This window comes from Polaribacter irgensii 23-P, from assembly GCF_000153225.1.
Classification (GTDB): domain Bacteria; phylum Bacteroidota; class Bacteroidia; order Flavobacteriales; family Flavobacteriaceae; genus Polaribacter; species Polaribacter irgensii.
Genome location: NZ_CH724148.1, coordinates 2,060,047 through 2,085,279, shown reverse-complemented (window position 1 = coordinate 2,085,279; position 25,233 = coordinate 2,060,047). Strand labels below are relative to the sequence as shown.

General features: G+C 34.2%; 17 protein-coding genes and 2 tRNA genes. 11 read left to right on the top strand and 8 right to left on the bottom strand.

From position 1 onward, the window contains the following. Positions 1-71: 71 nt before the first annotated feature. Both PI23P_RS09285 and PI23P_RS09280 read left to right on the top strand, forming a co-directional pair. The gene (locus tag PI23P_RS09285) at positions 72-452 is read left to right on the top strand and encodes an RNA-binding S4 domain-containing protein (protein ID WP_004570563.1); all 381 of its coding nucleotides are present in this window, start codon (positions 72-74) and stop codon (positions 450-452) included. After that, complete coding sequence (locus tag PI23P_RS09280; RefSeq protein ID WP_004570562.1) at positions 449-952, top strand: phosphoribosyltransferase family protein; 504 nt, start codon at positions 449-451, stop codon at positions 950-952. Before PI23P_RS09285 ends, PI23P_RS09280 begins: the two co-directional genes overlap by 4 nt. Here PI23P_RS09280 and PI23P_RS09275 read toward each other — a convergent pair. Continuing rightward, positions 944-1,459 (bottom strand): shikimate kinase, encoded by a 516-nt coding sequence (locus PI23P_RS09275; RefSeq protein WP_004570561.1) that lies wholly within the window; start codon positions 1,457-1,459, stop codon positions 944-946. The two genes, PI23P_RS09280 and PI23P_RS09275, sit on opposite strands and share 9 nt — an antisense overlap. A gap of 99 nt (positions 1,460-1,558) precedes the next feature. On the opposite strand from PI23P_RS09275, the gene PI23P_RS09270 reads away from it, so the two are divergent. Further along, positions 1,559-1,631, top strand: a tRNA-Lys gene (locus PI23P_RS09270). Positions 1,632-1,677: 46 nt separating this feature from the next. Next, positions 1,678-1,761 (top strand) — tRNA-Leu (locus PI23P_RS09265). An 874-nt stretch (positions 1,762-2,635) separates the two neighbouring features. On the opposite strand, the gene PI23P_RS09260 is transcribed toward PI23P_RS09265, so the two are convergent. The 7 genes from PI23P_RS09260 to dnaB form a co-directional block, all read right to left on the bottom strand. Beyond that, positions 2,636-5,461, bottom strand: coding sequence for a PAS domain-containing hybrid sensor histidine kinase/response regulator (locus PI23P_RS09260; protein ID WP_004570559.1), 2,826 nt, complete (start codon positions 5,459-5,461; stop codon positions 2,636-2,638). Between the two features lie 610 nt (positions 5,462-6,071). Next, on the bottom strand, positions 6,072-7,400 hold the full coding sequence (locus PI23P_RS09255; RefSeq protein WP_004570558.1) for a dicarboxylate/amino acid:cation symporter: 1,329 nt from the start codon (positions 7,398-7,400) through the stop codon (positions 6,072-6,074). Between the two features lie 314 nt (positions 7,401-7,714). Beyond that, positions 7,715-8,842 carry an N-acetyl-alpha-D-glucosaminyl L-malate synthase BshA gene (gene bshA, locus PI23P_RS09250; protein WP_026288371.1) on the bottom strand — a complete coding sequence of 376 codons (1,128 nt, stop codon included), beginning with the start codon at positions 8,840-8,842 and terminating at the stop codon, positions 7,715-7,717. A gap of 161 nt (positions 8,843-9,003) precedes the next feature. Continuing rightward, on the bottom strand, positions 9,004-9,849 hold the full coding sequence (locus PI23P_RS09245; protein ID WP_004570555.1) for a transketolase: 846 nt from the start codon (positions 9,847-9,849) through the stop codon (positions 9,004-9,006). A 131-nt stretch (positions 9,850-9,980) separates the two neighbouring features. Continuing rightward, entirely contained in the window at positions 9,981-11,165 is a 1,185-nt protein-coding gene (locus tag PI23P_RS09240) for a hypothetical protein (protein ID WP_004570554.1), read from the bottom strand. An 86-nt stretch (positions 11,166-11,251) separates the two neighbouring features. Further along, entirely contained in the window at positions 11,252-13,291 is a 2,040-nt protein-coding gene (locus tag PI23P_RS09235) for an alpha/beta hydrolase family protein (protein ID WP_004570553.1), read from the bottom strand. A 140-nt stretch (positions 13,292-13,431) separates the two neighbouring features. After that, complete coding sequence (gene dnaB, locus PI23P_RS09230; protein WP_004570552.1) at positions 13,432-14,943, bottom strand: replicative DNA helicase; 1,512 nt, start codon at positions 14,941-14,943, stop codon at positions 13,432-13,434. Between the two features lie 137 nt (positions 14,944-15,080). Between dnaB and PI23P_RS09225 the strand changes: the two genes are divergently transcribed. The 7 genes from PI23P_RS09225 (at position 15,081) to PI23P_RS09190 (ending at position 25,216) form a co-directional block, all read left to right on the top strand. Further along, a complete protein-coding gene (locus PI23P_RS09225; RefSeq protein WP_004570551.1) occupies positions 15,081-16,166 on the top strand; it encodes a DUF3810 domain-containing protein in 1,086 nt (361 codons plus the stop codon). Positions 16,167-16,255: 89 nt separating this feature from the next. Further along, positions 16,256-19,222, top strand: a complete 2,967-nt coding sequence (locus PI23P_RS09220; RefSeq protein ID WP_026288370.1) for an amidohydrolase family protein — start codon at positions 16,256-16,258, stop codon at positions 19,220-19,222. Positions 19,223-19,227: 5 nt separating this feature from the next. Further along, positions 19,228-20,517: an amidohydrolase family protein gene (locus PI23P_RS09215; protein ID WP_004570549.1), complete on the top strand. Its 1,290-nt coding sequence runs from the start codon at positions 19,228-19,230 to the stop codon at positions 20,515-20,517. A 197-nt stretch (positions 20,518-20,714) separates the two neighbouring features. Further along, positions 20,715-21,512 (top strand): TrmH family RNA methyltransferase, encoded by a 798-nt coding sequence (locus tag PI23P_RS09210; RefSeq protein WP_004570548.1) that lies wholly within the window; start codon positions 20,715-20,717, stop codon positions 21,510-21,512. 341 nt (positions 21,513-21,853) lie between these two features. After that, on the top strand, positions 21,854-22,051 hold the full coding sequence (locus PI23P_RS09205; protein ID WP_004570546.1) for a hypothetical protein: 198 nt from the start codon (positions 21,854-21,856) through the stop codon (positions 22,049-22,051). 420 nt (positions 22,052-22,471) lie between these two features. After that, the gene (locus tag PI23P_RS09195) at positions 22,472-24,694 is read left to right on the top strand and encodes a RelA/SpoT family protein (RefSeq protein WP_004570544.1); all 2,223 of its coding nucleotides are present in this window, start codon (positions 22,472-22,474) and stop codon (positions 24,692-24,694) included. Positions 24,695-24,766: 72 nt separating this feature from the next. Then, positions 24,767-25,216, top strand: coding sequence for a Fur family transcriptional regulator (locus PI23P_RS09190; RefSeq protein WP_004570543.1), 450 nt, complete (start codon positions 24,767-24,769; stop codon positions 25,214-25,216). Positions 25,217-25,233: the final 17 nt, after the last annotated feature.

The window sequence follows — 25,233 nt, the reverse complement described above, 5'->3', positions numbered from 1 at the left end:
AAAATTTAAGCTTGCAATCTACCATTTTTATACCTTTGTAAAAAGACAAACATTATATTTTAACTTTTTTTATGAGAATCGACAAATATTTATGGTGCATCCGCATTTTCAAGACAAGAAGTCTCGCCACAACCGCTTGTAAAAAAGGACAGGTTAAAATGGATGCCAAAAGTGTAAAGCCCTCAAGAGATATTTTTGGTGGAGAATTAATCGTCATTAGAAAAAATCAAATTAATTATCAGATAAAAGCTTTAGCTTTACCAGAGAGTCGAGTGGGCGCTAAATTGGTAGATCAATACAAAAAAGACGTGACACCAAAAGAGGAGTTTGAAAAGACAGAACTCTTAAAGTATGCCAAGGACTATTACCGGAAAAAAGGTGTGGGCCGGCCCACTAAAAAAGACCGAAGGGACATCGATAATTACCAAGAAGACACAACCGAGGAGATATGATTTCAGAAAACCATATTATATTAAATAACACTCAAATAAATCAAAAAATCAAACGAATTGCGTACCAGATTTACGAGAGCAATAGTAATGAAAAAGAAGTTATTATTGCGGGTATTATAGGAAATGGATTTGCCTTTTCAAAAAAAATTGCTGAGGTATTAGCGGAGATATCAACCTTAAAAGTTACGCTCTGCGAGGTGATCATCGATAAGACAAAACCCTTATTACCCATTCGCACCTCTTTGCCGGTAGAAAGCTATATCAACAAACCGCTTGTTTTAGTAGATGATGTTCTTAATTCTGGAACTACTTTAATTTATGGAATCAAGCATTTTCTAGGGGTGCCTTTGAAACAATTTAAAACGGCTGTACTTGTGAATCGAAATCATAAAAAGTATCCTGTAAAAGCAGATTTTAAAGGAATTTCTTTGTCTACGTCTATTAAAGAACACGTGCATGTAGAATTTACAGGAACAGAAGCAATTGCGTATTTAAGGTAATGCAATTTTTAACGCTTTTGTGATTTCTGAAATAGATTGGTCATTTGCAGGTAAAATAATCGCTGCTTGCTCGTAGAAAAAACTTCTTTCAAAAAGGTGTTTAGCCACAAATTCTGGAATTGTATCATCCGATAGATTTGCGATCAAAGGGCGGTTACTTTTTTCACTTATTAATCGAAATACTAAAGTTGGAATTCCCACCTTTATATAGACTGATTCCGCATCCGATGCCAATATAAGCGCCATATTATTTCCATAACAAGGGGTACCTCCCCCCAAAGAAAGTACAAAATCGGCTTTAGAATTTAAAAGTTCTTGTAAATACAATTTTTCAATACTCCGGAAATAAATCTCTCCTCTTGTTTTAAAGATTTCCGAAATACTACTATTTTCTTTCTTTACAATATAGGCATCTAGGTCTATGAAATTCATACACAGCTTTTTAGAAATTTCTTTCCCAATTGTTGATTTACCGGAAGCCATGTACCCTAAAAGTATAATTTTCATTTATTATAGATTTTAGACAAATATCGAAAAAAAAATCATTTTTATACCATTAATTTCAATGATTGACATTATATTTGCAGCCGCTAAGGGATAAGAAAGGACCTGGTAGCTCAGTTGGTAGAGCATCTCCCTTTTAAGGAGAGGGTCCTGGGTTCGAGCCCCAGCCCGGTCACAAAAAAGTTAAGCGCAAGCTTAACTTTTTTACTTTAGTATAATTTGCGCACGTGGCGAAATTGGTAGACGCGCAGCCTTGAGGGGGCTGTGAACGCAAGTTCGTGGAAGTTCGAGTCTTCTCGTGCGCACTTATTATACAACACTTTATCTGTTACTTTTTAGTTTTCAATGATTATTATAGATTTTTCTAAAAATCATACCCTTCTGTTGAAAGGTTTTATTTTTTAAAATGGATAATGTTAATCAAATTAAATAAGTACAATACGACCTTCTACTTCTAAAATTGTAAACTATAATAATAATCTTTTCACTTTCTCAAAATTACAGCTTCTAAATTTGTCATAAATTTTTTTGATATGAGTATGGTGAAAACTATCTCATTTATGCACAAGCAATAGCATCTATATTTTTTAAAAATAGAGAAACAGGACGTTAGATCCTAGACTTGAAAATAAATCAATTTAATAAATTCTAGTTAAGAAAAAGCACGCACTTAGTTTCATTTTAGCACAAAAATTCGCACGGCAGCGGAAAATACATTCGCTAGGTTTTATAAAATACTGGGCTGCGTGCAGTAAACTTAAAACAGTTTGCAATCATATTACAATTTGAAACTGAAAGATTGATTTTAAAAACTTAGAAATACAAAACATTTTTTTTACTGAATTGTTTAAAGTCCTATTAAATTTTTTAACAGCACCTCAAATACGGTGCACAATAAATAAAAGACCAGAAATTTTTTAAACAAATTAATAAGGCCTGAACTAGATTCTTTTAATGAAAGAAATCAATGCACAAAAAAAATGGGCTTCAAAATAGTATGGCTGCAATACCAAATCAGATGTCTTGCAATTTGTTCGGCAGCGACAAAGAGCATACAGCCTTCCTAAGTGATTACATAATATTACTTAAGGTTCTTGCAATGACTTTATAGATTGCATCTAAAATGAGATAAAACGACTAAAAAAACAATTTTATACAGCACCTTCATCTATTTCTCACTTATAACTCTAAAAACAATTTTTCAAGTTTTTCTACAGTGAACGGCTTTTGTAAAACGACATCTATTCCATGTTCTTTTTTAACCTTGGAGTCAATGCTCCAACCAGAAACTGTAATAATCTTTACTGCGCGTTCAAAATCATTTCTAACTTGTTTAATGAATTCCCATCCATTCATTTCAGGCATTCCAATATCTGTAAACACTACGTCAAAATTATTTTCATGGAGATGCACTAATGCACTCTTTCCGCTATTGGCAACTGTACATCGGTGTCCCATGAGTTCCAAAAGCTCACACATATCATCAGTAATCATAGTATCGTCATCTACCCATAATATATTAAGCACACTCTTTTCTCTCGTTTTAATGACAATAGTTTCTTTGACTTTTTCACAGTAGACTGCTGGAAAACTAATTTCAAAGGTAGTTCCTTTTAAAGGTGCAGACTCTTTAACCGTGATATTACCATAATAATCCTTAACGGTATTGTAAACACCACTCATTCCAAGTCCCCTACCAAGTGTAAAACCTTTCGTACTAAAAAAGGGTTCAAATACCTTGGCTTTGGTCTTTTTATTCATCCCAATACCGGTATCCGTAAAAGTTGCAAAGATGTGTTTGTCTCTATAACTGGTGGTAATACTAATATCTCCTCCTTTCGGCATTGCTTCAATGCTATTTTTAATTAAATTATAAATGGCAGACTTCAATTCCCCTTTGTGACCGTTAAATTTGGGAATCTCAGTGAAATTTGTAATCAATTGAAAACACAATCCTTTTTTTTCCATATTATCTTTCCAAAGCGGGCGCGATTGTTCTAAGCTTTCTTCAATCAAAGTATTAAAATCAATTGGTTCAATATTTTTAGATTCATTTTCTACATCTCCAAATTTTTGTAAAGCATCTACTCTAGCTGCAGTGTCATTTATTATTCCACTAATATTATCTAAACGATCTATCGTCTTGCCAGAAAGATTCTTCTGAAGTTTAATAACTTCTATGTTTCCAGACATCTGTTGCAATGAATTATTAAAATCATGAGCTATAGACGAGGACATTTCTCCAATTGCTTTAATTCTTTGATGCTTTATTTGCGCATTCTCAAATAGCTTTTGCTTCGTAATATCTATAATAGCTCCTGTAATACTAAATACGGCTCCAAGATCTCCTACCGTCGCTTGACAAACAACCCTTACCGTTTTCTTTACCCCATTAGGAAGCTTAATTCGAAATTCAAGATCATACGGTACCCCAAATTCTGAAGCCGCCTTGCGAGCATTTATCAATAGCTCTAAATCTTCTATATCCACTCTTTTAGCGATAGCATTATAAGAGGGAACTCCTCTATGTGTGTCGAAACCCCAAATATTAAAAGTTTCATCCGACCATTCTGCTTTTTGAGTTGAAGGATAGTACATCCAACTTCCAACTTTTGCCAATGCCTCTGCATGGTTCAACCTCTTTTCGTTCTTTTCTAATTTTAAGGTGGTTGCTATTTTTTCATCTAATACTTGCAAGCGCTTGGTATAATCAATAAAGCTAATAACAACTTCTTTTATTTTTCCAGAATCGTTCAATATTGGATATCCATTAACTTTTACCCAAGTAATACCCGCTCTAAACGGATGCGAAAAACCAACGATACTATTTTTTATTGAATTTTTAGTTTGCAAAATTATATTTATTGGATACTCTAGAAAAGGCATGGGAGATTTATCTTTTCTTACAAGTTTCCAAATAGGATCCATTAATTTTATTCCCTTAATTTGATCGTCAGACAAACCGAATATTTCAGAAACTCGAAGATTATTGCTGATAATAGAAGTATCTGGTGCATACACAATCACTCCAGCTTCCATATTTAAGATTAACATGCGAAACCTTGCTTCACTTTCTTCTACTTCCTTTTTGGATTTGATTAAGATTTTTCTTTGTCTGTCCTGCAGTCGGTTTTGAAATAATAGCTTTTTATTTGCAACCAACAATTCTTGATATATTTGATTTTGTTTTGTAATGTCTCGGATTATAGCCGTTATTTTAATTGTGCTGTTGCCAGTTCGTTCAATACTAACATACCATTCTGTATCCCATATTTCTCCTGACGCGCTAATATTTTTGTTTTCAAAATGAAAATTATTTTTACTTGAGTGCTCCCAATTTAAAAATTGAGCTTTCGACTCCTCTAAATCTGCTGGATGTATAAAATCAAAAACACGTTTTCCTATGCATTTATCAGATGGCAAACCATAGAATTTTTCTGATGCGTGGTTTATAAATTCGATCGTTCCTTTTTTATCAAAAACAACAATTAAATCACTACTCGCCTTCAAAACATCACGGTATGCTCCTTCACTCTTCAACAATGCACTATGCTTTCTTATAATTTCCTCCTCTGTGAACTTTTTAGGATGAATATCTCTGTATATTTTGACAATTTCTATCACTATCCCATTCTTATCTTTGATGGGATAGATATATACTGAAAACCACTTTTTTTCTCCATTCAAATCAAAAAGAATTTCTAACATTTCACTTTCACCTTTTTTTTTCACTTTTTTAAAGGCAGCCTTAAGTAAGACGGAAATAGTGGGACTAAAAAGATCTTCCGGCATTTTACCAATAATGCTTTCTGAAGTTGTTGGGTAGTCTTTTTTTTTGTTGCAGTAAATATATTCGCCGGAAGGCTTGTGAAAAGTGATCATGCCTTCAAAAGCATCTAAAAGAAGATAAAGTCTATCTTTATTTTGCTTTACTTTTACCTGAATTTTTAATTTTTGAACCAATTTCTCCAGTTCTTCATATGTTGGTTTGCCATTTGAATTCATATTATTTTGTTGGGTAAAATTGGGCTTGAATAAATATATTACTGATTTTAAACATTTTGCCCGTTATTAATTAGGCTATATGAAATCAAAAATAGTGTTATTACTTAATACCTACAAGTAATTACGAAGAGATGCTAAAATCCAAAGTATAAAAAGTTCTTAGGTTATGAACTTTTAAAGAATAGTGAAAAAATATACCGAATGAATGCAATTAACAGTAAGCAATATATTTAGAGTGAGACGTTCTAAAGTTCCATAAATTCAATCGCTACCAAATGTATCAGCGCAAAATCATTCTTTGACTACCATAAAATTTCTACGCAGCGTCTTTTATTAAATTGTGTTTTTAAAATTGTATATTTTTTTAGAAATATGAATTGTAATTTTAAGTCTTTTTTGCCAATCGTATTTCATCTAGTTACCATTGGTGGCTACAATTGAGTAAAGACACATTTTAAAATAACTAAATTTATGATCTATAAATAGTTTTAAAGTTGCTTTTTGAAGACACAAAACAATTAAATTTTTAAATAGTTACTTGTTGAGTATACGTAACTATTTAAAAAGCAGCACAAGAATAAAACAGGTACGTAGTACAACAAAAAAGTTTTTATTTTACTTTATCGAAACGATCATCCCATTTTTTTTCTTCTGGATTGTCTCTTAATTTTCCTAGGGATTTAGCAACCATCATAGAAACAGTAGCATCTCCAGTAACATTTACGGTGGTACGCATCATATCTAAAGGTCTGTCTACTGCAAAAATCAATGCCAGTCCAATTGGTAACAATTCTTCAGGAAAACCGATGGATTCTAATACAATAACCAACATCACCATTCCTGCACTTGGAACCGCTGCAGATCCAATAGAGGCTAACAGTGCTGTTAAAACAATTACTATTTGATTTGAAAAAGTCAAGCCTTCTGGCCAAATTACTTGCATTATAAATACCGCAGCGATTGCTTGATACAAACTTGTGCCATCCATATTTATAGTGGCACCTACTGGTAAAACAAATCCAGAAACTTCTTTATCCACTCCTAGATGCTCTTCTACTCGTTCCATTGTGACTGGCAATGTGGCAGCGCTTGAGCTCGTAGAAAAAGCAAGTAACTGTGCGGGACTAATTTGTTTTAAAAACCACAGAGGTGATTTTTTTGTATACACACTAACTAGAATCAAATAGAAACCAATCATTAGTAGCAATCCACCAATTACGCAAAGTGAATACGCTAATAATTTTAATAAGATTTCTATATCATCAAAAGCGATAATTACGTTTGCTAACAATGCAAAAACTGCATACGGTGCAAACAACATAATTAAATCGACCATTTTCATAACCATTTCATTTAAAGAATCAAAAAAGTCCATCAATGGTTTTGCCTTTTTTTCGGGAATTAATAACAAAGAAATTCCAACAAACATTGCAAAAAAGATAATCTGTAACATACTTGCATCTACAAAAGATTGAAAGATGTTACTTGGAAAAATATCGATCAAAGCTTGCAAAGGTCCTGCATCTTTTTGAGCGGATGCCTTTACTAATTTATCTGTAACTCCTAAATCTGTTTCATATTTTGCTTTTATTTTTTCAATAGTATCAGCAGACATTCCTGCTCCAGGTTTCACCACATTCACAATTACTAAACCAATAATAATTGCGATTATAGTAGTCCCAATATATATTGTGATTGTCCTTAAACCCATTTTCTTAATTTTAGAAATATCTTTCAAGTCTGATATTCCCTTAATCAAAGAGGCTAATATTAAAGGAACTGCAATTAATTTTAAAAGATTGATAAATATGGTTCCAAATGGTTTAATCCAGTCTGATACAAAACCTTTTCCGCCATCAACAGTATTCATGATAAAACCAAAAACAATACCCAATACCATTCCTATTAAAATTTTCCAGTGTAAAGCTAAATTCTTCATGCAGTTGTCTATTTTTTTAAGATTTTGAAAGGTAAAAAAATAATTAAAAATTTAGGTAATTTTGTGTGTTTAATATCTTCGTTTTTATAAAACATTTTTATAATGATGTAAAAAAAGAATAATACTGCAGTGTAAGTAATATGTGTTAGAAGTATGACAAGGATTTATTTCTGATAGGTAAATAAAAGACAACTCTCAATCGTATATTATATCAATTCTTTTTTACACGTGTTTTGAATGCACTACACACTCTAAATAGATTGTATCGGAAATATAATAGGACAAAAATAGCACATTACTTTTTGCTCTCTGCGCTACTTTTGATAACAGGATTTATAAATTTCTTCGTAGATGGGAAGAATACTTTCTAAAGAAAATTGTCGTGTATGAATTTTGGCATTTTGCTTAAATTTCTCTAATGTTGCATCGTCTTTAACAATAGATATTGCATTTTTTGCCATGTCTGCAACGTCTCCTAAATTACTTAAATAACCAGTAACTCCGTGAATATTGACTTCTGGAAGTCCTCCTGTATTTGTAGAGATTACGGGAGTTCCTGCGGCCATTGCTTCGAGTGCTGCCAAACCAAAACTTTCCGTCCGTGAAGGCAGCAGAAAAACATCGGTGTAACAAAGTATTTTAGCGACTTCCGTGCTATTTCCTAAAAAGAAAACATCTTCAGAAATTTTTAGTTCCTTTACCAACTTTTCGGCTTTCACTCTTTCTGGACCTTCTCCAATCATTAATAATTTAGCAGGAACTTCTTTACGTACTTCATTAAAAATACGCACCACATCTTCAACTCTTTTTACAGGTCTGAAATTACTAACATGTGTAAAAATTCTTTCATGCGGTTTTGCTAAGGCAAAGCGTTTACATTCTTCTTTATGTGCATTGTTATATTTATCGACATCGATAAAGTTATAAATGACTTTAATATCGTTTGTAATGTTAAATAGTTTGTTTGTCGTTTCCTTTAAATTATTGGAAACTGCAGTCACAACATCCGAATTATTAATACTAAACTCAACTGCTGTTTTATAATTAGGGTGACTTCCTACTAAAGTAATATCAGTTCCGTGAAGTGTGGTTACCACGCGCACATCAAGCCCCTTTTCTCTTAGCATTTGTTTTGCCATATAAGCTGCATATGCATGCGGAATTGCATAATGGGCATGTATTACGTCTAAATCGTATTTTTTTACAACTTCAACCATTTTACTAGACAATGCCAGCTCATAAGGTTGGTATTCAAACAAAGGATACTCTTCAATAACCACTTGATGAAAATGTAAATTATGTGATAAAAAATCCAAACGCACCGGTTGGTTATACGTAATAAAATGCACTTCGTGCCCTTTATCTGCCAATGCCATTCCAAGCTCTGTAGCCACAACTCCACTTCCACCAAAGGTAGGATAACAAACAATTCCTATTTTCATTCTTTCTATAATGATTATACAATTCAAGCAAACAGGGATCTGCCTGCGTTTTTGCTTGGTAAAGGTACCAATATTTCGAACCTTTCTCTCAAAAAAAAACATAAAAAAAGAGTTTTTCAGTATCCCTGAAAAACTCTTTTTGTATCTAATTTTATTTTTTTTTAGTAATCTCCTAAAGTTTCAGGATTTTGGGCTAACGCACTTTCTAATTGCGCATCACTGGGCGCTTTCCCGTGCCAAGCGTGAGTATGCATCATAAAATCGACACCATTACCCATCTCTGTGTGTAATAAAATACACACGGGCTTTCCTTTTCCTGTCAACCCTTTTGCTTTTGCTAAACCAGCCAATATCGCTTCAATATCATTTCCTTTTTCAATGTCTAAAACATCCCAACCAAAAGCTTCAAATTTTGCGCGAATACTTCCCATCGCTAAAACATCGTCTGTAGCCCCATCTATTTGTTTTCCATTTAAATCAACTGTTGCAATTATATTATCAACTTTTTTTGCTGATGCATACATAATTGCCTCCCAATTCTGACCTTCTTGCAATTCACCATCTCCATGCAAAGTATAGACAATCTTATCATCTCCATTTAGTTTTTTTGCTTGCGCAACTCCTAAACCCACAGACAATCCTTGTCCTAAAGAACCCGAAGCTATCCGCACTCCTGGCAAACCTTCATGCGTTGTTGGATGTCCTTGTAATCTTGAATCTAATAATCTAAAAGTTGCCAGTTCAGAAACTGCGAAAAAACCACTGTGTGCTAAAACACTATAAAAAACAGGTGAAATGTGCCCATTGGAAAGGAAAAATAAATCTTCATTTTTTCCATCCATTGAAAATTCAGTAGTATACTCCATTACTTCCTGGTATAAACAAGTAATAAACTCCGCACAGCCTAAAGACCCCCCTGGATGTCCAGAATTTACTTTATGTACCATGCGCAAAATATCTCTACGAACTTGTTGCGTGAAATCTTGTAATTGTTGTGTTGTTGGCATTTTGTTGTTTTAATTTGGTGACAAAAGTAATTTTTTATCAGCAATCTACAAGATTAATTATACTCAAAAATTAGGGTTATTAACAATTGAAATAAAATGGGCTATTGAAATAATTACAACAGCGTAAAAAATTAAGTTTTTTGCTTTTTTTTCTTTGCTGCAGGAAATAGGACATTGTTTAAAATTAAGCGATATCCTGGCGATGTTGGATGCAAATCTAATTCTGTTTTAGGATCTCCAATTTGATGGGTATAATCTTCAGGATCATGTCCACCGTAAAAAGTAAACATTCCTTTTCCAAGAGTTCCGTGAATATAACGTGCCTCTCTATTTACACTGTTTTCTCCCAAAACCAATACATTACTTTTCACTGTGCTCCTATCAAAAGAGGTTGTCTGCCCCATAAATCCTTTCACTAAAGTAGTATGATTTTGTGTCAACATTGTTGGTACTGGATCCCATTTTGCTGAAAATGCAATCAGAGAAAAATAGTCTGATGTTTTTGGAATTTTGCGCTTCCTCGTCATGTCTATAGATGAGAATTCATATGTTTTCGGATTTCTAATTAACTGGTAGTTTTTAAACGCAAACGTTTTGTTATAGTTTATTTGAGATTGATACGCTATCGAAGAACCATCTCCATCGAACATTGCTTCTGCAATATCCACACCTTCTGCAGACAGTGCAATATCAAAACTGTCTGTTGCCGAGCACATCGCAAACATAAAGCCTCCACCAACAACATAATCTCTGATCTTCTTAGCAACCGCTAATTTCTCTTGTGAAACTTTAGAAAATCCCAACGTCTTTGCTAATTTTTCTGCTCTTTGCTTTGCTTCAATATACCAAGGAGTGGTTCTAAAAGAACCGTAAAATCGACCATACTGTCCTGTAAAATCTTCGTGATGTAAATGCAACCACTCGTAAATTAACAACTTATCTGCAAGCACTTCCGTGTCGTAAACAACATCAAAAGGAATTTCAGCATAGGTCAAGACCATGGTAACAGCGTCATCCCAAGGCATTTTATCTTTTGGAGAATACACAGCTATTTTGGGTGCTTTTTCTAAAGTTACTGCATCTTGATTGGAAGCTGGTGCTGCAATTTCTTCTAATATCAACTGTGCCTTTGCATCTGAAATCACCAAATAGGAAACTCCGCGAACTTTACATTCGTTTGAAATAATTTTATTATTTTCTATTAAAAATGCGCCGCCATCAAAGTTTAAAAGCCATTTTGATTTTAAACCTGCCTCTAAAGAAAAATAAACAATACCATATGCCTTTAAATGGTTGTTCTGATTGTCGCTGCTCATTGGAACGTAGATAAAGGATGCCCAAACAGTGTTTGACAACAGTAAAAAAGCAAGTATTGTAAGGAGTTTTTTCAATGTCTAATTATCTATTTATTTTCTTCATTATTGTACTTTTTAAACCAAGCCAACGTATGTGCCACCTTGCTAATTAAATTACTAGGTTTTCGAGCAATCCCATGAGACGCTCCAGGTATCTCTACCAACACCGTCTCAATTTTCCGCAACTTTAAAGCGTGGTATAATTGTTTTGCTTCACTTGGAGGTGTGCGTAAATCATTCATTCCCACCATCACCATTGTTGGGGTTTCTATATTACCAACTAAAGACAATGGAGAGAACTTCCAGTAGGTTTCAAAATTCTCCCAAGGCTGTCCCGGAAGTCGTGAATTCGCATATCCATAGTAATTGTCTGCAACTAAAGTTTTACTAATCCAATTCATAACTGGCTTAACAACCACAGCCGCTTTAAATCGCTTATTTTTTCCAATCACCCATGCCGTCATAATTCCTCCTGCACTTCCTCCAGTAACAAATAATTTTTCGGAATCTACAATTCCTTTTTTAACCAAATAATCTACCCCGTCTATTACATCATTATAATCTTGTCCCGGGTAATTGTGATATAATAAGTTGGCAAATTCCTCCCCATAACTTGTGCTTCCTCTTGGATTTGGATAAAACACCACATAACCATCTGCAGCATACAACTGAATTTCTGCGGTAAACCGATCTCCATAATTTAGAATTGGACCGCCGTGGTTTTCTACTAACAAAGGATATTTTTTTGATGCATCATAAAAAGGGGGTTTTACAATCCAACCTTGAATGCTTCTTTCATCATAAGAAGAATTGTACCATACTTCTTCCGTTTGTCCCAGTTTCCGATGTCTTAAAACATCTTGATTTAAATGCGTAATTTGATGGGGTCCTTTTTTATTTTGAATGACGGCAAGTTCTGCGGGATATTCTGGTCGGGATTGTGTGTACACTATAGTACCATTATCAGCAACAGTATAAGATCCTGAAGCGTAAGGCCGTCCTATTGTTGTTCCCCCTAAATTGTCTGCTAATTTCATTAATTTTCCGTTCGTAGAAATATGCGCGACCTTAGAGTTCCCTTTTTCATCATAGGTGCAATACAAACCTTTTCCTGAGCTATCCCAAGAAATATTTGAAATACTATTGTCAAAATTTCCAGAAACCACTTTGCGATTACTTCCGTCTAAATTCATTATATATAATAATGTATTCTGGTGGGCTTGTACTTTATCTTCAAACCCTAAAAACGCTATGAGTTTTCCATTAGGGGAAACTTTTGGTGCATAATCAGGTCCGTTTTGTGAAGTCAGAACGGTTATAATTCTACTATTTATGTCTACTTTATAAACCTCACTATTTCTAAAATCATACTCCCAATCTTCCACTCTATTTGCTGAAAAGTAGATTTCCTTTCCGTTGGGAGAAAAGGACAAACTTCCGCTATGGTTATAATCATCACTCGTTATTTGTCTTGGAGTACCTCCTTCTGCAGGCAGTATAAAAAGATGCGTAAAACCTGGTTGCATGTAACCGCTACCATCTGCTTCATGTTTTAATCTGTCTGTTATTCTTGCCGCTTTTGCCCAGGATGCTCCTTTGGGTTTTGCTGGCATTTTTACGATTACTGGAGACTTTTTTGCTACAAACATTGTAAAAGCAATCTGCGTTCCGTCGGGAGACCAAGAAAGATTCCCTGGTGCCATTTCTAATTGCGATAGTTTTGCGATTTGACCTGTTTGAACCCAGTACATATAAACTTCCGATCCCTCTTTAGTCCCACTTACAAATGCAATTCGATCTCCACTTGGCGACCATTTTGCTTGTGATTCATTTACTTCTCTTGAGGTTAATTTCCTATTTGAAGAGCCATCTGAATTGATAATCCAAAGATTCCCTCTAGAGGTATCTTTCATAATATCAAATCCGTTTCTTCTATATATGATTTGGGATGCATCTGGAGAAATTTGAGGATCTGAAGCCCATTCTAAAGAAAATACGTCTAAAGGTTGAAAGGCTATCTTTTGTTCTTGTGCGGATATATTTTGAAAACCTAAAATAAATAATGAAAAAATTAACAGATGCTTCATAAATGGATTGTATTTTAAAAATTTGATTCAAATTCGCTCTTTTAAGAAACGAAAAATAGAACTGTATTTATCATAAACGAAAATACACAATTGCAATGAAGCAATTGTGTATTTGTAAAATTTTATGACTTTCTAACTATTTAAAAGGGAACATCATCACTGCCAAATGCGTCTTTCGGTTCAATTCTTTGGTCTGGAAAAACATCATCGGGAAAATCTGTATTCATTGCGGATTGAAATTCTGAGCTAAAACCTTCATCCAAATCTGAGAATTTTGCTAGGTGTCCCGTAAATTTCAAGCGAATATTCTCCAAACCACCATTTCTGTGTTTTGCAACAATAAATTCTCCTTGCCCTTCACATGGTGTGTGTTCGTCGTCATCCCATTCTGTCATTCCATAATACTCTGGACGGAAAATAAAAGAAACAATATCAGCATCCTGCTCAATGGCTCCAGATTCACGTAAATCAGACAACAGCGGTCTTTTACTCCCTCCACGCGTTTCTACTGCACGCGATAATTGAGAAAGTGCAATTACAGGAACCTCTAGCTCTTTGGCCAATGCTTTCAAGTTTCTCGAAATCATCGAAATTTCTTGTTCCCGATTTCCTCCTGACTTCCCACCTGCCGTCATTAACTGCAAATAATCAATTACAATAATTTTAACACCGTGTTGGGACACCAATCTCCGCGCTTTTGCACGCAAATCAAATACTGAAAGTGATGGCGTATCGTCAATAAAAATAGGCGCGTCAGATAATTTCTTAACCTTTACATTCAATTGCTCCCATTCATGTGGTTCTAAATTTCCTTTTCGTAATTTTTCTGAAGTCAAGCCAGTCTCAGAAGAAATCATCCGAGTAATAAGCTGTACAGAAGACATCTCTAATGAGAAAACAGCAACCCCATGACCAAAATCAATTGCCATGTTTTTCGCCATCGATATTACAAACGCTGTTTTTCCCATACCGGGACGCGCTGCAATAATAACTAAATCGGAGGGCTGCCATCCAGAAGTTAGCGCATCTAACTTGGTAAAACCAGTCTCTAATCCAGACATGCCCTCAGAATTTCCTATTTCTTGAATTTTGGCCAAAGCCTGCTTTACAAGAGAACCTGCATCTTCAGAACTCTTTTTTAAATTTCCTTGGGTAACTTCAAATAGCTTGGCTTCGGCATCATCTAACAACTCAAAAACGTCGGTACCGTCATCATACGCGTTTTCAATAATTTCACTTGAAATAGAAATTAATTTGCGCTGAATGTATTTTTGTAATATAATTCTTGCATGAAATTCAATATGGGCGGAAGAAGCTACTTTTTGTGTCAATCGAATCAAATACAAATCACCACCAACAAAGTCTAATTTCCCTTTCTTTTTTAACAGATTCGATACTGTTAAAAGATCTATCGGTTCTGAATTCTGAAATAATTCGTAAATAGCAGCATATACTTCGTTGTGTTTTTGGTCATAAAAAGCATCTGGACTTAAAACATCAATAACGTCATCAATTCCTTTTTTATCAATCATCATGGCACCCAACACCGCCTCCTCAAGCTCTACTGCCTGCGGTGGAATCTTACCTTTTTCAAGACTAATAATTCTGCTTTTATCGGTTTTTTTTACTGGGTTTACACTCGTCTTCTCCATGTTGGTAAAGGTACTTTTTTACTTGGTTCTCATCTCTAAAATTGCACTAAAATTTGTAAACAATATTTGTCTACTAAATTGTTATTATCTTGTTAACAACCAGTCAACTTCTCTTTTAATAGGTTATTTTTATACCAATGAAAAAAGAAAGAAAACAACTTATCATAGCCCTTTGCTTGCCCATTCAAGTGCTATTAGTGCAACTGGCCTCTAAAAATCCTGCCTTTATAGAACAGTATTATTCAAGTGGAATCTATCCCATAATTTCATCTTTTTTAAGAATTATTTTTGGCTGGCTTCCCTTTTCATTTGGTGATCTTTTAATCGGTTTTTTACTCTTTCTTTTTCTCCGATTTATCATTCGGTTGATTGCCAGTAGATTTCGCAATTTCATCTCAAAGGTCGTCCATTTTACAGCTGTTTTATCAGGCCTTTATTTTTGTTTTTATCTTTTTTGGGGTTTGAATTATTATCGGCAACCCATTGCTGAAAACTTAAACTATCCACACGGAGAATATTCTACAGCACAACTTCAAAAAGTAACGGAAACCATCATCACAAAATTAAATGATGCTCAATTTAAAATCACCAAAAACGATACCTTACAAGTTGAAAACAACTTTTCTCCGGAGGAAATGTATGATATGGCAATTTTAGGCTATGCACATCTGGCGGAAGATTTTCCACAATTTCAATACAAATATAAATCTATAAAAAGTTCTTTAATGAGCGTCTTACAGACGTATAACGGAACAGGAGGATACCTGAATCCTTTAACAGGCGAAGCACAGGTAAATGCTAAAATTCCAAAAACAGGCTATCCAACCACAGTTTGTCACGAGATGGCACATCAAATAGGGTTTGCAGCTGAAAATGAAGCAAATTTTATTGGCTTTTTAGCGGCAAATTATAATGACAATATTTATTTTTCCTATGCGAGCTATCGAATGGCTTTTTTATATTGTGTTTCAGAACTTAGAAAACGAGACCGTAATTTGTCCCAAGAACTTTATCAAACATTAAACAGAGGAATTATAAAAGATTTTAACACAACTTATGAGTTTTGGAAAGCTTATGACAATCCATTTGAACCGCTGGTAAAAAAAGGATACAATGCCTATTTAAAAGCAAATAAACAAGATAAAGGCATTGCTTCTTATAATTATGTAGTCGATTTATTGATCAGGTATTTTGCAACTTTAGAAGGCCACTCGCTTTCTTAAAATTTTGTTAAACTAATTTCTTTTAACAATTTACAAATTGGATCTAATTAAATTTAGGCCATAAAAATTTAATCTTTGTTATGACAACTATGAGAAAACTACTCTTACTTTGCTCATTTCTGTTGACCTTTTCTTTGCACTCGCAAGATTATTTCCCAACAGATTCCGGAGTAAAAACTACAGAAAACAACTTAGTAGCGCTCACAAATGCTACTATTTATGTAAACCCAACAAAAATCATTAAAAAGGGAACTTTACTATTCCAAAATGGAAAAATTCTTGAAGTTGGAAAAAATGTTACAATTCCTAAGGGCGCAAAAAAAATCAACCTGACTGGAAAAACAATTTATCCAAGTTTTATAGATTTGTACTCAGATTTTGGAATTAAAAAACCAAAAAGAGTAGTTAATCGTTCTCGATCTGCGCAATATGCTGCTTCTAGAGAAGGATATTACTGGAATGATCACATTCGTCCAGACATCAATCCCGTCAAAGAATTTTCGTTCGACACAAAAAAAGCGAAAGCACTTTTAAATGAAGGTTTTGGTGTCGTAAACACGCACTTACAAGATGGAATTATTCGTGGAAATGGATTGTTAATTGCGTTAGACCCAAATTCTTCAAATGCGTACCGAGTTTTAGACACCAGATCTGCACAGTATTTGTCCTTTTCTAAAAGTGCCCTGTCTCAACAAGCGTATCCTAGCTCTAGAATGGGTGCAATGGCATTGTTAAGACAAACATATAACGATGCTTCTTGGTATGCTCAAGGCAATATAAAAAATAAAGATTTGGCTTTAGAGGCCTTAAACGGCAATAAAAATTTAGTTCAAATTTTTGAAACAGGGAATTTATTAGATGCCTTAAGAGCAGATAAAATTGGAGATGAATTTGGAATTCAATACACAATTGTTGGTTCTGGAGACGAGTTTGAAAGAATTAGTGAAATTGTAGGAACCAATGCCAATTTTATTATTCCTATAAACTTCAGCGATGCTTATGATGTTTCGGATCCATTATTGGCGCAGCAAATCTCTTTAAGAGACATGCGTAAATGGAATCAGGAGCCCTCTAATTTAAAAGTATTAGCTGAAAGTGGAGTTAATTTTGCTTTGACTACACGCTCTTTAAAATCTGTAAAGTCTTTTCATAAAAACTTACAGAAGGCCATAAAATATGGTTTTGACAAAGAGAAAGCTCTGGCATCTTTAACAACCATTCCGGCAACTATTATTGGAAACAATGCTATTGGAAACTTAAACAAAGGAAGTTATGCTAACTTTATTATTACCTCTGGAGATATTTTTGATGCTGAAACTATTCTTTACGAAAACTGGGTACAAGGCAATAAGAATGTAGTAAATGATATGTATATTAAAGATATTAACGGAAATTACATGTTGTCTGTAAATGATAAAAATTATGAATTAATCGTTTCTGGGAAAGCCAAAAAACAAAGTGCTGCTGTCAAAATTGGTGATAAAAAAGTAGAATCTAAATTTTCGTATAAAGAAGATTGGATTTCTATAACTTTAAATGAAGACAAAGTATACACTAGAATGTTGGGTAAAATTATCAACGCTTCTAATGTCATGCAAGGCACCGCTTTTGATACCCAAGGAAATGAAACTTCTTGGTCTGCTAGTGTACAAGTAAAAAAGAAAAGTAAAAAAGAAGAAAAGAATAAAAAAACTGAAAAAGAAACGGCTATAGTTGTACTTCCTGTAACCTATCCCAACCTCGGTTTTGGAAATTATAAAATCCCAGAAACGGAGACTATTTTAATTAAAAACGTAACTGTTTGGACGAGTGAAGCTGTTGGAATTTTAGAAAACACAGATGTATTATTAAAAGAGGGTAAAATTGTGGAAATTGGCAGCAATTTAAAAGACCGAAGAGCCACAGAAATTGACGGAACGGGAAAACATTTAACTGCTGGTATTGTTGATGAACACTCTCATATTGCTGCTTCGGCAATTAATGAAGGAGCACAAAATTCGTCTGCTGAAGTGACAATGGAAGATGTCATAGATCCAAATGACATCAATATTTATAGAAACCTTTCTGGTGGAACTACTTCAGCTCAAATTTTACATGGTTCTGCAAACCCAATTGGAGGTCGGTCTGCAATCATCAAACTTAAATGGGGAGAAAGTGCAGAGAATATGATGTACGACAGTTCTCCAAAATTTATAAAATTCGCCTTGGGTGAAAATGTAAAACAATCAAGAAGTGCGAATGGAACTCGTTTTCCGCAGACACGAATGGGTGTTGAACAAGTTTTTACAGATTACTTTACAAGAGCTCAAGAATACGAAGTTTTAAAGAAAAGTGGCAAACCTTATAGAAAAGATGACGAGATGGAAACCTTGGTTGAAATTTTAAATGGAGAACGTTTTATTTCTTGTCATTCTTATGTTCAGTCAGAAATAAATATGCTGTTAAAAGTTGCTGAAAAATTCAACTTTAGAATCAACACATTTACACATATTTTAGAAGGTTATAAGGTTGCTGATAAAATGGCAAAACACGGTGTTGGAGGTTCTACCTTTTCAGATTGGTGGGCATACAAATACGAAGTAAATGATGCGATTCCATATAATGCTGCAATTATGCACAATGCTGGGGTAACCGTAGCAATAAATTCAGATGACCGGGAAATGTCGAGACGTTTAAATCAAGAAGCAGCAAAAACCATCAAATACGGCGGTATGACTGAATTAGAAGCTTGGAAAATGGTTACTATAAATCCTGCAAAACTCTTACACATCGATGATAAAGTAGGAAGTATTAAAGAAGGAAAAGATGCGGATGTCGTTTTATGGAGCCATCATCCAATGTCGATCTACGCAAAAGTAGAAAAGACCATTGTAGACGGTAAAATTTTCTTTGATAGAGATGAAGACCTAAAAAAGCGAGAGGCGATCAAGCAAGAAAAAAGTAAATTGATTACCCTGATGCTAAATGAAAAAATGAAAGGCGGAAAGACAAAAGCACCTGTAAAAAGAGGTGATATTAATTTTCACTGTGACACTTTAGAAGCACTCTTAAACTAAAAATAATGAAAAAAATAATATCTAGTTTACTATTTTTCTTCTTTGTAGGGAATAGTATCGCACAACAAACACCCGCAAACAAACAAACGACCGCATTCTCGATAGAGGGTGCAACTGCACACATCGGAAATGGAGAAGTCATAGAAAATTCTTTACTCATGTTTCGTGATGGTAAAATTACTTTTATTGGAAGCGCAACGGTAAAAACAGCAAGATTAGGAACGGTCATAAATGCCACAGGAAAACAGCTATATCCTGGTTTTATTGCCGCAAATACTACATTAGGTTTGGTAGAAATCGATGCGGTAAGTGCAAGTGACGACCAGGATGAAATTGGTGCTATGAATCCGCATATTAGAAGTTTAATTGCATACAATGCAGAAAGTAAAGTTATTGAATCTATGAGGCCAAATGGTGTCTTAATGGCACAAGTAACTCCAAGAGGTGGCACCGTTTCTGGAACTTCTTCTGTTGTTCAGTTAGATGCGTGGAATTGGGAAGATGCTGCGATCAAAACAGATGATGGTATTCACCTCAATTGGCCTACTAGTTTTACATCAGGAAAATGGTGGCTAGGTGAAGATCCTGCTTTAAAGCCCGATCCAAAATATATTGAAAACATTGATAAGATAAAAGACTATTTTACGAATGCAACCAATTATTTGGCAAGTAATAAAATAAAAACACATCTTCCTTATCAGGCCACTGCTGGTTTGTTCGATGGTTCCAAACGATTTTTCATTCATGTAAGTGGACAAAAAGAAATTACAGATGCAATTACGATTTCTAAGGAATTAGGTATTGAAAAGCTGACCATTGTAAATGGAGAGCAGGCAGATAAAGTAGCAGATTTATTAGTAAAATACAATGTTTCGGTTATTTTGGAGAGACCTCACAGAAACCCGAACAATGAAGACGATTCTTATGACGCTACCTATACAATAGCCAATACATTAATCGACAAAGGAATTCTTGTAAGTATCGGAATGGAAGGGCAAATGGAACGCATGAACGCCAGAAATCTTCCTTTTTATGCAGGTACTTTTGCTGCTTTTGGTTTGGACAAAGAAGTTGCTTTACAGTTAATTACATTGAATGCCGCTAAAATTCTAGGAATTGATTCCTTTGCGGGCTCCTTAGAAGTTGGTAAAGATGCTACATTGTTCCTTTCTGAAGGGGATGCTTTAGAAATGCGGGGTAACATTTTAACAAATGCTTTTATTCAGGGAAGAGCTATTAGCTTAGAAACCCATCAAACAGAATTGTGGAAGCGATACGCCGAAAAATATAAGTAATACTCAAAAAGTAAAAAAAACCTGCATAATGCAGGTTTTTTTTGTTTTCGATGTACTCTGATTTAAAAAATACCTGTATTATACTCAAAAAGCCAACACAAAAAATATCAAGTTAAAAATACGTGTAGGTTAAATATAATGAATTTTGTTTTGCTTGGCTTTTCTTAGAACTCAGTTAATTCGGTATCTTTGCTCCAATGAAAGAAATTTCCAGTATTCACAATTCTTATATCAAAGAACTTCTAAAGCTACAAGAGAAATCTCGAGAACGAAAAAAAAAAGGGCTTTTTATCATTGAAGGAAAGAGAGAAATCTCTCTCGCTGTTGCGGCCAATTATAATTTTGATACGGTTCTCTATGTTGATGATTTGATCTGCGAAAAAGAAGTGCTACACCTTTTTAACGAGAATGTAAATAGAATTCAAATCTCAAAAGAAATATATCAAAAATTAGCATATCGAGCGTCTACTGAGGGCGTTATTGCAGTTACAAAAGCGAAAGACTTCTCGTTAGAACACATTAAATTTGTCACTAAAAACCCCTTAATTCTAGTTGCTGAAGGCATTGAGAAACCTGGAAATATTGGTGCGCTTTTAAGAACGGCCGATGCTGCTAATGTAGCTGCTGTTTTTATTGCAAACCCGAAAAGCGACTTGTACAACCCCAATATTATTCGGGCAAGTATCGGTTGTGTTTTTACCACTCAAATTGCAGTAGGAACTTCTGAAGAAATTATTTCTTATTTGACAGAAAATAACATTCGCCTGTATGCTACTACATTGCAAAATTCAAATGAATATCACAAAGAAAATTATACGGAAGCTTCTGCAATTGCAGTGGGAACGGAAGACACAGGTTTAACCGCTGTTTTTAGAGAACGTGCAACACAGAACATCAACATACCTATGCAAGGCGAAATAGACTCTATGAATGTCTCTGTAGCCGCAGCAATCGTTTTATTCGAAGCAAAAAGACAACGAGAATTTAAAAGGTAAATATGAAAATGTTAGAAATAGATATTGAAGGCTCTGCAATCAAAAGGAGTTACTATAAACATGGAAACAGGAGAACTTTTTACGCAAATATTTAGAGTTGACATACCAAAACCTGAAATTATAGATGCTTTCACAAAAGCGATACACGAAATGGCAACATATCTTGAATAAGAAAAAGCGGTAGGCTACAATTTTCCAACCACAATTGTGAATGTACAGTGCATCTACTCTGGTAATTTAAGTACAAAATAGTTGCATGTAAAAGGAGACGAATTATTGCATAAAAAAGGCAAGCTACCTTCTACATAAGTAATGATGCAGATTTAGCAGGCTTAGCAGAAATGAGTTTAAGAGTAGCTAAAAAAGAAAAAGGTGTTGTGATTGCAATCACGATTGAATCTGAAATTAGATCTGGACTTTTTTACAACGGTCGCTTAATTACAAATTTAGAGATTGAAAAAATATTGCACAGCAATGACAAGCTTATTGAATTTCACACCGAAATTTTCACCTGTAAAAAAGGAGCAATTAAAATTTGAAGAATGGGCAATGCGATTTGATTCTTTATTCGAGTACTTAAAAGTTGTGTGCACCACAAACCTACTTGTTTTAGGCAGCAGAATCAGTGAAAAATGGGTCCATTTTAAACAATATCTTAAAGCAGCTAATCCTGTAAAAGGAGCAACATTTAAAAACAATGCAGGCATTATTAACGCAGCAAAGGATGCGCATAAAAATAGCGCATCCTTTGCTGAGATTAAAATCACATTACGAGGTAATATTTATAAATTAAGAGTAAAAACTCCACTGCTATTTTCTTGCTACTTTAAATTACAGATAGACTGTATTGCACGCTATCATACATTTTAATTAAAATTTAGAAAAGTAAATTCTTGGTTTTTAAAATTCTTATTCTTAATTTCACTATAAATAAAAATTTTAAATTTTTAGATTGATTTATGTTATACACAGCGACCGTAGAGGAAGAAAATAAAGAAATTGCTAGTAGATACAAAGACTTACTAAAGGGGACCTATGAAGTTTTGTCTGTTGCAGATAAAAAATTGATTAGAAAAGCTTTTGAAATTGCTGTGGATGCGCATTCTGAGCAACGCAGAAAAACTGGTGAACCTTACATTTTCCATCCTATTGCAGTAGCCAAAATTGTGGCTATGGAAATTGGTTTGGGTGCTACCTCTATTGCTGCGGCATTGCTGCACGATGTTGTAGAAGATACGGCATACACAACAGATGATATGGAACAATTGTTTGGGGAAACAATTGCAAGAATCGTTACAGGACTGACAAAAATATCTCGGTTAAACAAAGAACAAGATGCTTCTATACAAGCTGAGAATTTTAGAAAAATGCTCTTGACTTTAAATGATGATGTCCGTGTTATTTTAATTAAAATTGCAGACAGACTTCACAACATGCAAACCATGGATGCAATGCCCACGCACAAACAAGTGAAAATTGCGTCAGAAACCTTATACATCTATGCCCCCCTTGCACACCGATTGGGTTTGTATAATATTAAAACTGAATTGGAAGATTTAGGCCTTAAATATACAGAACCAGAGGTGTTTAATGATATTGTCACCAAAATAAAAGAAAGCAAACAAGAACAACAGAAATATTTAGAAACCTTTGCAGAAACGTTAAAAAAAGGTCTTGACAAAGAAAATTTCAATTATGATATCATAGGGCGTTTTAAATCCATCTATTCTATTCGCAGAAAAATGCGAAAACAAAATGTAACTTTTGAAGAAGTATATGACAAGTATGCTATTAGAATCATCTACACCCCTACCGCCGATGACGACAAATTTGATGCTTGGAAAATATATACGATTGTAACTGACTATTTTAAGCCGAATCCTACCCGGTTGCGAGATTGGATTTCTCAACCAAAAACAACAGGTTATGAGGCGTTGCATATTACTGTAGTTGGACCTGATGCCCAGTGGGTAGAAGTCCAAATTCGTTCTGCAAGAATGAATGAAATTGCAGAAAAAGGCTATGCAGCTCATTTTAAATACAAACAAGGAAACACCAATGAAAGTGGCTTAGAATCATGGCTAAACAGGTTGAAAGAATCTTTAGAAAATCAGAGTTTAAATGCTGTTGACTTTGTAGAAGAATTTAAATTAAATTTATATTCTAAAGAAATTTATGTTTTTACGCCAAAAGGAGAATTAAAATCACTGCCAAAAGATGCTTCTGCTTTAGATTTTGCATTTACCATTCATACAGACGTTGGCTTAAAATGTCGGGGAGCAAAAGTAAACGGGAAGCTGGTACCTTTAAGTCATACTCTAAAAAGTGGCGATCAGATAGAAGTAATTACCACTGCCCAGAACAAACCAAATGCCCGATGGTTGGACTTTGTAATTACAGCGAGAGCAAAAACAAAAATAAGAATCGCCCTGAAAGACGAAGAAAAAACAATTTCTGAGGAGGGAAAAGCTATTTTAACGAGAAAATTACGCCATTTAAAAATTCCTTTCAATGAAAAAACAATCAATGAGCTTGTCAGCTTTTTTAAAATAAGAACAAGTTTTGATTTATTTTTTAGAGTAGGCAATGGTGCCATTGACAACACAAAATTAAAGGCCTATGTAGCGCAGCGAAATAGTACCATCCTTAATTTCTTCAAAACGAAATTAAGACGCTCTCCTTCCACTCCAAAAGACCCCATTGATTCTGACGAAGTAACAAGCACCTATGATGCACTGGTTTTTGGAAAGGAAGAAGAAAAACTAGATTATAAATTGTCGAAATGTTGCAATCCCATTACAGGAGATAAAGTATTTGTTTTTTTAACGATTAATGAAGGCATTAAAATTCACAAAAAAAATTGCCCAAACGCTATTTTATTACAGTCTAATTATGCTTATCGAATAATGCTAGCAAAATGGATTGATTCAACGAAACAAGATTTTAAAGTGATTTTACACATCAGCGGTGCCGACAATAGCGGAATTATAAACAGTCTTACCAAAATTGTTTCTAGCAATATTGGAGTCTTTATTAACAGTATTAATATTTCGGCAAATGAAGGGGTTTTTGACGGTAAAATAAGCATTAGTGTCAAGAATAGTGGTCAGTTAGAAAAACTGATGAGAAGTATTCGGAAAGTCGATGGCGTGAAAAAAGTAGACCGTGTTAATAGTTTATAAATAACATCTCAAAAAAAAAGGAGTTTAATCAGAAATAACATTAAATTTGGATTTTAATTAAATTTTAAGAAAATGAGTAATTCTCTTGAAAATCAAGAAGTAGTAAAGAAAGTATTTACCTCATATTTAGAGGAAAACAAGCACAGAAAAACTCCGGAGCGGTATGCAATCCTCCAGGAGATTTATGATGCGGACGAGCATTTTGATATAGAATCGCTCTATATCAAGATGAAAAACAAGAACTATAGGGTCAGTAGAGCAACACTTTACAACACAATAGAGATTTTATTGCACTGTGGATTGGTTCGAAAACACCAATTTGATGGACAATCGATGGCGCGATACGAAAAAAGTTACTTCGATAAAAATCATGATCACGTTATTTTTTCAGATTCTGGAGAAGTAAAAGAATTTTGTGATCCTAGAATCCAAGTTATAAAAAAAACGATTGAAGAAATTTTTGATATCGACATTCAAAGTCATTCGCTTTATTTTTATGGAACAAAAAAGAAACACTCTTAAATAACAAAACAACTTAA